Source organism: Acidimicrobiales bacterium, assembly GCA_035536915.1.
GTDB lineage: Bacteria > Actinomycetota > Acidimicrobiia > Acidimicrobiales > JAHWLA01 > JAHWLA01.
Genome location: DATLNE010000017.1, coordinates 39,768 through 47,973, shown reverse-complemented (window position 1 = coordinate 47,973; position 8,206 = coordinate 39,768). Strand labels below are relative to the sequence as shown.

Below are 8,206 nucleotides of genomic sequence, written 5' to 3'. Positions count from 1 at the left end.
GTCGTTTGCCGCACCAGAAGGCGTCGGCAACGACATGGCCAGGGCTGCAGCAACGAGGAAGCCGAGCCTGAGCGGGCGCATGTGCCCATTGTCGCGGGCCTTCCCGCCAATGCCGCCGCGCGGTCAGAGGCGGCGAAGAACGGTTACGACCTTGCCGTAGATCGTCACCTCCTTCGGATCGAACTCCATGGGCGCGAGGCGCTCGTTGGCCGGGAGGAGGACGACCTTGTTGCCCTTGCGCGAGAACGTCTTCACCGTGGCTTCGTCGCCGGGGATGCCTGCGACCACGACGTCGCCCTTCTTGGCGTCGGGCTGCTGGCGGGCCACCACGTAGTCGCCGTCGAAGATGCCGACGTCGATCATCGAGTCGCCGCGGACCCGCAGCATGAAGAGCTGGCCGTCGCCGGTGAAGTCGGCGGGCAGCGGCATCAACTCCTCGATGTTCTCCTCGGCCAGCACATCGGTGCCTGCAGCCACGTCGCCCACCAAGGGCACATGCTGCACCGGCCGCCGCTCGACGGGCGTGCTGCTCGACGGGTCGTAGCGCACCTCGATGGCACGGGGCTTCGTCGGGTCACGGCGCAGGTACCCGAGGCGCTGCAGCGTGCCCAGGTGGGAGTGGACCGTGGAGGAGGAGGTCAGCCCCACCGCTTCGCCGATCTCGCGCACCGACGGTGGGTAGCCGCGGTCGCGCAGGTGCTCCGCGATGAACTCGAGGATTTCCCGTCGCTTGCCGGTCAGCACATCAGCCATGCCACGCCCCTTCACTGGCGAACAGGTGTTCGAGGAAAAAGTAGCACGGCGACCGGCCGATGGCAAACATCTGTTCGACTTTTTCTTGACGGGAACAAGTGTTCGTGATTAGGTAGACGAGCCGAACGTGTGTTCGCCGGAGGGAGGGCGGACCGGTGGACTCACGATCGGCCCAGTTCATTGTCACACCCCCTCGTCATGATCGAACTCATGCGAGATCGAGATGGGAGTTCGGTGATGGTTGCAGTGGCGTACCCGATGCCGGGTCTACCGAAGGCAGGCAGGAGCACCCGGCCCGCTGTCGGCGCGGCCCGGGTGCCGGTGCGCCCGCGGGTTACTCCTGCGAGCTACCGCCGCCGTCGGGTGGGGGTGGGGTCGCTCGTCCTGACGATGCTCCTCGCAGGGCGAGTGGTGGTCGGCTCACTGGGGGGCGGACCCCTCTCCGCCCCCGAGCCGACGTCACCGGTGCTCATCACCCAGCAGGTGCACGTCGTGCAGCCTGGCGACACCTTGTGGACGATCGCCCAGCGACTCCAGCCTGAAGGCGACGTGCGCCGTCTGGTGCACCAGCTCTCGGCGCAACGGTCGGGTGCGGCGCTGCAGGTGGGGGAGAGGATCACGCTGCCGTGACCAGGGCCATGGCGGGAGTAGCGTCGCAGGCATGCGGTGCCCATCGTGTGCGAGCCTCGACGACAAGGTCGTCGACTCGCGCCTGGCCGACGACGGGGCAGCCATCCGTCGGCGCCGTGAGTGCCTTACCTGCAGCAGGCGTTTCACCACGTTCGAGCGAGTCGAGGAGGTCGCGCTTGTCGTCGTGAAGCGATCGGGGCATCGTTCCCCCTTCGATCGGGCCAAGATCGTCGGCGGCCTTCGGGCTGCCGCCAAGAACCGGCCGGTGTCGGACGACCAGCTCGAGGCGCTGGCCGCCGAAGTAGAAGAAGCCCTACGCCTGGAGGGGCCGGAGCTCACCAGCCAACAAATCGGCCTGGCCGTCCTCGAGCGGTTACGGGTCCTGGATGACGTCGCCTACCTGCGCTTCGCCAGCGTCTACAAGGGTTTTGAGGACGTTGGCGACTTCGAGCGAGAGGTGGGCCTGCTCACAAAATCGACGGAGCCGAAGCGGCCCGACTGAAACGCCTCAGCCGGGGACGACCACCTCGGCGGTCACGGGGGCGATTCCCGTGATCCCGAGCGCGGTCGCCGCAGCGTGACTCAGGTCCAACACTCGTCCCTCGATATAGGGACCACGATCGTTCACGAGCACGAGCACGCGGGCTGCTCCTCTGCTCACGACGAGGAAGGTGCCGAGCGGGAGCTCCTTGCTCGCCACGGTGAACGCCTCCTGGTCGTAGATGGCCCCGCTTGCCGTCGGGCGCCCGTCGAATCCGGGGCCATACCAGGACGCAATGCCTTCCACCCGTGTGCCGGTCGCCCGCAGGCCGGCAGGGAGGGCATTGCCTGCAGGGAGGGGCCCGAAGGGCCACTGCTTCATGATCTCTCGCTGCCGCTCCGTGGCCCGGCGGTGGCGGGGGACCAGAGCATCGGGGTCCAGCGGGCTGGGGCTGTAGCCCTCGGGCGCGCTCGTGCCGGCGCGAGCGCGTCCCCGGGCTGCGGCCAACTCCGCCTCACGGGCGGCCTGTGCCTTGGCCCGGGCTTCGTCGGCCCGCCGTTGCTCCAACGCCCGCTGGGCGTCTTCGGCAGCGATGGTGGCGTCGAGGCGGGTGCGGGCCTCGTCCAACTCCTTGGCCAACCGCCGGTGGTCGCCGGCGGTCTCTTCGGCGCGCCGTTCTTCGGCCTCGGCGGCTCCAGCAGCCTGGCGATGGCCGGTGATGAGCGCCTGCTCCTTGGCTGCCGCGATCTCCAGATAGGCCGCTGGGGCCCCGTGGCCGGTGCCAGGCCCGCCGATGCGGCCCCCGTTCATATAAGCGACCACGGCCCGTTCACGCAGCCGCGCTCGGACGTCGGCCAACCGCTGGGCGGCGGCCTGCTGGCGGAACTGGGCGGCCACCACATCGGCCTCGTGGTCGGCGACCTCGTCGGTCAACGCGGCGATGCGATCGAGCAGGGTGGCGCGCTCGGAGCGCGCATCGGCGGATGCCGGTGCGCTGGGCGTGGCGGCGAGCAAGAGGGCCGCAGCCACGATGGCGGCGAGGGCGCGTCCCATCGCTAAGGTTCGTCGGCGCACGAACGGGGTGTGCTTGAGCGGTTTCGACCGAGTTGGAGGTGGCGGATGCGAGTTGGGGTCCTGACCGGCGGGGGCGACTGCCCCGGGCTCAACGCGGTGATCCGCGCCGTCGTCCGCAAGGGTGAGCGTGAGTACGGCGACGAGCTCATCGGCTTCACCGACGGCTGGAAGGGCGTCATCGAGAACCGCACCATGCCGCTCGACGTGGAGCGCTGCCGAGGCATCCTCCCCAAGGGCGGCACCATCCTCGGTTCGTCGCGCACCAACCCCTTCAAGGTCGAAGGCGGCGTGGAGCGGGCCAAGCAGAGCTTTCAGGACAACAACCTCGACGCCCTCATCGCCATCGGCGGCGAGGACACGCTCGGGGTGGCCAACAACCTGGCGGCCGAAGGCGTGCAGGTGGTCGGCGTCCCCAAGACCATCGACAACGACCTGTCGGCCACCGAGCTGACCTTCGGCTTCCACACCGCCGTCCAGATCTGCGTCGACGCCATCGACCGCCTGCACACCACCGCCGAGTCCCACGACCGGGTCATGGTGTGCGAGGTCATGGGCCGCCACGCCGGCTGGATCGCCACCTACGCGGGCATCGCCGGCGGGGCCGCCGAGATCCTCATCCCCGAGGAGCGCTTCGACATCAACGAGATCGCCGAGCGCATCAAGCATCGTCACGACAAGGGCCGCTACGCCTCCATCATCGTGGTGGCCGAGGGCGCCCAGCCCGCCGAGGGCACGATGGCCCTGGTTTCCAAGGAGGTCGACCAGTTCGGCCACGTCCGCCTGGGCGGCATCGGCAACCTGGTGGCAGAGCAGATCGAAGCGCTCACCGGCTTCGAGACCCGGGTGACGATCCTCGGCCACATCCAGCGAGGCGGCACGCCCACCGCCTTCGACCGGGTCCTGGCCACCCGCTTCGGCATCGCCGCCATCGAGGCCGTGCACGACGGCGCCTTCGGCCACATGGTGGCGCTGCGGGCGGGCGACATCGTCCGGGTCCCGCTGGCCGAGGCCGTCACCGAGCTCAAGACCGTCGACCCCGAGCTGTTCCGGCACGTCGCCGTCCCCTTCTTCGGCTGACCCCGAATGCCCCGCCCGGCGGCGGGGCACGATGGCGTCATGGCTTCGGCTTCGACACCTCAGCGCTCGGTCCTGACCACGGGCGCCAACTCCGGCATCGGCCTGGCCACGGTCATCGAGCTGGCCCGGCGGGGCTACCACTCGATCGGCTCCGTCCGCTCCGAGCAGAAGGCCGAACTGGTGGCAAAGGCGGCCGCCGACGCGGGCGTCGAGGTGTCGACAGTCCTGCTCGACGTCGCCGACGCCGCCCAATGCGAACAAGCGCTGGCAGGCCTGCGCCTCTACGGCCTGGTCAACAACGCCGGCTACGCAGTGACTGGCGCCATCGAGGACGTGCCCGACGAGGAAGCCCGCAACATCCTCGAGACGATGGTCGTGGCCCCCATGCGCCTCGCCCGTCTTGCCCTGCCCGCCATGCGAGAGGACGGCGGTGGCCGCATCGTCAACATCTCGTCGATCGCAGGCCGGGCCACCGCCCCCTTCGCGGGCTGGTACACGGCGGCCAAGCACGCCCTCGAAGCGGCCAGCGACGCCCTGCGCATGGAGGTCGCCAAGGACAACATCCGCGTCGTGCTCGTGGAGCCCGGCGGCTTCCGCACCGGCATCTGGGAGGACACCGAACGCGACGTGGCCAAACGCGAGGAGGCGGGAACCCGCTACGCCTCCTCCTACCGGCGCAGCCTGCAGGCCATCCGCCTGACCGAGCCGGTCATGGGCGACCCCGCCACCGTGGCCAAGGTCATCGCCTCGGCCCTCGACTCCCGTGCGCCCCGGGCCCGCTACCTCGTCGGCATCGACGCCCAGATGGCGGCCTTCGCCAACACCTTCACGCCCACGGCCGTCCGCGACCGCGTCACTCGCCTGTTCCTGGGCCTCTGAGGCCGTCGGCCGCCGCCAGCAAGGCCCGCAACGGCTCGAACAACTGGGGCGCAGCGGCCACCCACGTCCCGTCCGGCAACTGTTCGACCAAGGCGCCGGCCTCGGCCGCCACCAGCGAGCCGGCGGCGGAGTCCCACGGCGCCAGCCCCCGTTCGAAGAAAGCGTCGAGCCGTCCCAGCCCCACCCAGCACAGGTCCAGGGCCGCGGCCCCCGCCCGCCGGATGTCGCGCACCACGGGCAGCACCCGGGCCAGCAGCGCCGCCTGTTCGCCCCGGCGCACGGCGTCGTAGGAGAACCCCGTCCCCACCAGTGCAGTGGCCAAGTCGGGTGCGCCCGCCACCGCCAGCCGCTCGCCGTTGCACCACGCGCCCTGCCCCCGCACGGCGGTGAACGTCTCGCCGTGCACCGGGTCGTGCACCACGCCCACCGCCGACGCCCCCTCGACTTCGGCCGCCACCGACACCGCCCATGCAGGAAACCCGTACAGGTAGTTGGTAGTGCCGTCGAGGGGGTCGACCACCCACCGCACGCCCGACGTGCCGCCCGACGACGTCCCTTCCTCGCCGAGCAGGGCGTCGTCGGGCCGCGCCTCCCGCAGTGCGGTGACGACCAGCCGCTCGCTGGCCCGGTCCATCTCGGTGACCATGTCGGTGCGCGTCGACTTGGTCTCGACCGTCGTGCGCACCGAGTCGAGCCCGTCGAGCAACAGCGCACCGGCCCGGTGCGCGACATCGACGGCGAGTTCCAGAAGGGGCTGCAGGTCGTCCACCACGGCAGGTCTAGCCTGACCGCATGGGCGTGATCGACCTCCGCTCCGACACCGTCACCCGTCCCACCCCCGAGATGCGCCGCGCCATGGCCGACGCCGAGGTCGGCGACGACGTGTACGGCGAGGACCCCACCGTCAACGCCCTGCAGGACGCCTTCGCCGCCCGGGTCGGCAAGGAGGCCGCCCTCTACGTCCCCTCGGGCACCATGGCCAACCAGCTCGCCGTCCGACTGCTCACGACCGCGGGCACCACGGTGATCGCCGGCAAGCGCCAGCACATCGTCCTCTACGAGAACGGCGCGGCGGGCCGCAACGCGGGCGTGCAGTTCACCACCGTCGACGACGACGACGGCACCATCGACCCCACGGCCGTCACCGCCACCATCGCCGCCGCAGCACACCACCAGCCCACCCCGAGCCTCGTCTGCATCGAGAACACCCACATGCCCGCCGACGGCGCGCCATGGCCGCTCGACGCCATGCGGGCCGTCCGAGCCGCCGCCGGCGACCTGCCCGTCCACCTCGACGGCGCCCGCCTGTTCAACGCCGAAGTCGCCACCGGCATCACCGCGGCCGACTACGCCGCCAACGCCACCACCGTCATGTGCTGCCTCTCCAAGGGCCTCTGCGCCCCCGTCGGCTCCGTCCTCGCCGGCCCTGCCGACCTGATCGACGCCGCCCGCGGCGAGCGCCAACGACTCGGCGGCGGCATGCGCCAAGCGGGCGTGATCGCCGCCGCCGGGCTCGTCGCCCTCCAGGCCATGGTCGAGCGGCTGGCCGACGACCACGCCCGGGCCCGCCGCCTGGCCGACGCCGTGGCCGAACGCTGGCCCGACAGCGGCTGCGACCCCGCCCGCATCGCCACCAACGTCGTCACTTGGCACCATGCCGACCCCGACGCCGTCCTCGCTCACCTCGCGAGCGAAGGCGTCGCCGCAGGCACCATCGCCCCCGGGGTCCTGCGTTTCGTGACGCACCACGACATCGACGACGACGGCATCGAGCGCGCCCGCAAGGCCGTGGCCACCGCTCCGTAGGTCAGTCGAACTCCGGCTCGTAGGCGACGGTGGGCAACGCCCGGCCCCGGATGGGGAACTCGCCCGCTCGGCGCCACCACCGAGCTTCTTCGCCTCCGGCAGTCACCGCCGCCTCCGACGCCAGCACCCGGCAGTCGCGCTGCTTGGCGTGCTCGGTCAGCCGGGCCGCCTCGTTCACCGGGTCGCCGATCACCGTGTACTCGTAGCGCTGCTCGGCGCCCACGTTCCCCGCCACCACCGACCCGCACGACACGCCGATGCCCGCGTCGAGCGACGGGTACTCGACCCGCAGCCGCACCAGCGACTGGTGCAGCGCCCGGGCCGCCCGCAATGCCCGGGCCGCGTGATCCGGCTCGTCGATGGGGGCGCCGAACACGCACAACGCCCCGTCGCCTTCGAACTTGTTGACCCAGCCGCCTTCCGCCTCGACGGTCGCCACCACCGCCCCGAACAGGGCGTTGAGGGTGGCCACCACGTCGGCCACGGGCAGCCGCTGCGCCAGCGCCGTGGAGCCGATGAGGTCGACGAACAACGCCGACGCCGCCCGTTGCTCGCCGCCCAGCCCGGTGCGGTCGAGGGCTTGGCGAGCCACCTGCACGCCCACGTGGCGGCCGAACAGGTCGCGCAACTCCCGTTCCTCGCGCAGCCCCGCCACCATGCGGTTGAAGCCCGCCTCCAGCAACCCGACTTCGCCGCCGTCGTCGACCGGCACGGCCACGTCGAGGTCGCCTTCGCCGACCCGCCGCACCGCCCCCCGCATGGCCTCCAGCGGGTCGGCCACCGACCGCGCCGCGATGAACATGATCAGCCAGCCGATGACCAACCCGCTCACCGACAGGAACGCCATCGGCAGCCGGATGTCCTGGCGCCCGGCGAAGACCAACGACAAGCAGATGGCCAGGAACGGCACTCCCGAGCCCAGCGCCCACGACAGCATCAGCCGGGGCCGGATGCCGAGGTAGCGCTCACGGGCGGGCGGCTCACCCGCCAACGCCAAGGCGAAGGCGGGCCGCAGCGTGCGCTCCACCAACAGGAACGCCAACGCGCCGGTGATGAGCCCGCCGAGCTGGATGCCGATCCAGTTGCGAACGGTGGGCAGCCACGGCCGGTCGAGCACGAGCAGGTTGAGCACGGCGAACGGCACCGGGGCCAACATCCAGTACGCCAGCGCAGGACGCACGAGGCGCCATGGCGTCTGCAGCACCCGTTCCCGTTCCGAGGGATGCGGGGCCCGCCCTTCGAGCAGCCACGCCAACGAGCGCCGCAGGCGTCGATGCCCACGGCGGAACCCGTCGCCCATGGACAGCGCCATGAACACGGCGAACGTGGCGACGTAGGCCACGATGTGGTCGTCGGGCTGGGATTCCCCGGCGGCGTCCGGGCTCAGCCAAACGAGGTAGACGAACACGCCCAACGCCCCCACCAGGTTCGCCATGCCGAGGCGACCGAGCGTCGTCCACACCAGGGCCTCCGGGTCGTCGATGCCCGATTCGTCGGCGCGCACGA

General features: G+C 71.2%; 9 protein-coding genes. 5 read left to right on the top strand and 4 right to left on the bottom strand.

The window, feature by feature from the left end:
* Nucleotides 1-123 precede the first annotated feature (123 nt).
* Nucleotides 124-753 (bottom strand): transcriptional repressor LexA, encoded by a 630-nt coding sequence (gene lexA / locus VM938_05100; GenBank protein HVF74404.1) that lies wholly within the window; start codon nt 751-753, stop codon nt 124-126.
* Nucleotides 754-1,143: 390 nt separating this feature from the next.
* Here lexA and VM938_05095 point away from each other — a divergent pair, with 390 nt between their 5' ends.
* On the top strand, nt 1,144-1,383 hold the full coding sequence (locus VM938_05095) for a LysM domain-containing protein (GenBank protein ID HVF74403.1): 240 nt from the start codon (nt 1,144-1,146) through the stop codon (nt 1,381-1,383).
* Nucleotides 1,384-1,414: 31 nt separating this feature from the next.
* Entirely contained in the window at nt 1,415-1,885 is a 471-nt protein-coding gene (gene nrdR / locus VM938_05090; protein HVF74402.1) for a transcriptional regulator NrdR, read from the top strand.
* A 6-nt stretch (nt 1,886-1,891) separates the two neighbouring features.
* On the opposite strand, the gene VM938_05085 is transcribed toward nrdR, so the two are convergent.
* Nucleotides 1,892-2,917 (bottom strand): septal ring lytic transglycosylase RlpA family protein, encoded by a 1,026-nt coding sequence (locus VM938_05085; protein HVF74401.1) that lies wholly within the window; start codon nt 2,915-2,917, stop codon nt 1,892-1,894.
* A 66-nt stretch (nt 2,918-2,983) separates the two neighbouring features.
* Here VM938_05085 and VM938_05080 point away from each other — a divergent pair, with 66 nt between their 5' ends.
* Together VM938_05080 and VM938_05075 are read left to right on the top strand one after the other, a co-directional pair.
* Nucleotides 2,984-4,015 carry a 6-phosphofructokinase gene (locus VM938_05080; protein HVF74400.1) on the top strand — a complete coding sequence of 344 codons (1,032 nt, stop codon included), beginning with the start codon at nt 2,984-2,986 and terminating at the stop codon, nt 4,013-4,015.
* Between the two features lie 39 nt (nt 4,016-4,054).
* Nucleotides 4,055-4,894 (top strand): SDR family oxidoreductase, encoded by an 840-nt coding sequence (locus VM938_05075; protein HVF74399.1) that lies wholly within the window; start codon nt 4,055-4,057, stop codon nt 4,892-4,894.
* On the opposite strand, the gene VM938_05070 is transcribed toward VM938_05075, so the two are convergent.
* Nucleotides 4,869-5,663: an inositol monophosphatase family protein gene (locus VM938_05070; GenBank protein ID HVF74398.1), complete on the bottom strand. Its 795-nt coding sequence runs from the start codon at nt 5,661-5,663 to the stop codon at nt 4,869-4,871. The genes VM938_05075 and VM938_05070 overlap by 26 nt on opposite strands.
* A 23-nt stretch (nt 5,664-5,686) precedes the next feature.
* Here VM938_05070 and VM938_05065 point away from each other — a divergent pair, with 23 nt between their 5' ends.
* A complete protein-coding gene (locus VM938_05065; GenBank protein HVF74397.1) occupies nt 5,687-6,700 on the top strand; it encodes a GntG family PLP-dependent aldolase in 1,014 nt (337 codons plus the stop codon).
* 1 nt (nt 6,701) lies between these two features.
* Here the strand turns inward: VM938_05065 and VM938_05060 are convergent, their stop codons facing one another.
* Nucleotides 6,702-8,204 (bottom strand): adenylate/guanylate cyclase domain-containing protein, encoded by a 1,503-nt coding sequence (locus tag VM938_05060; GenBank protein ID HVF74396.1) that lies wholly within the window; start codon nt 8,202-8,204, stop codon nt 6,702-6,704.
* Nucleotides 8,205-8,206 lie beyond the last annotated feature (2 nt).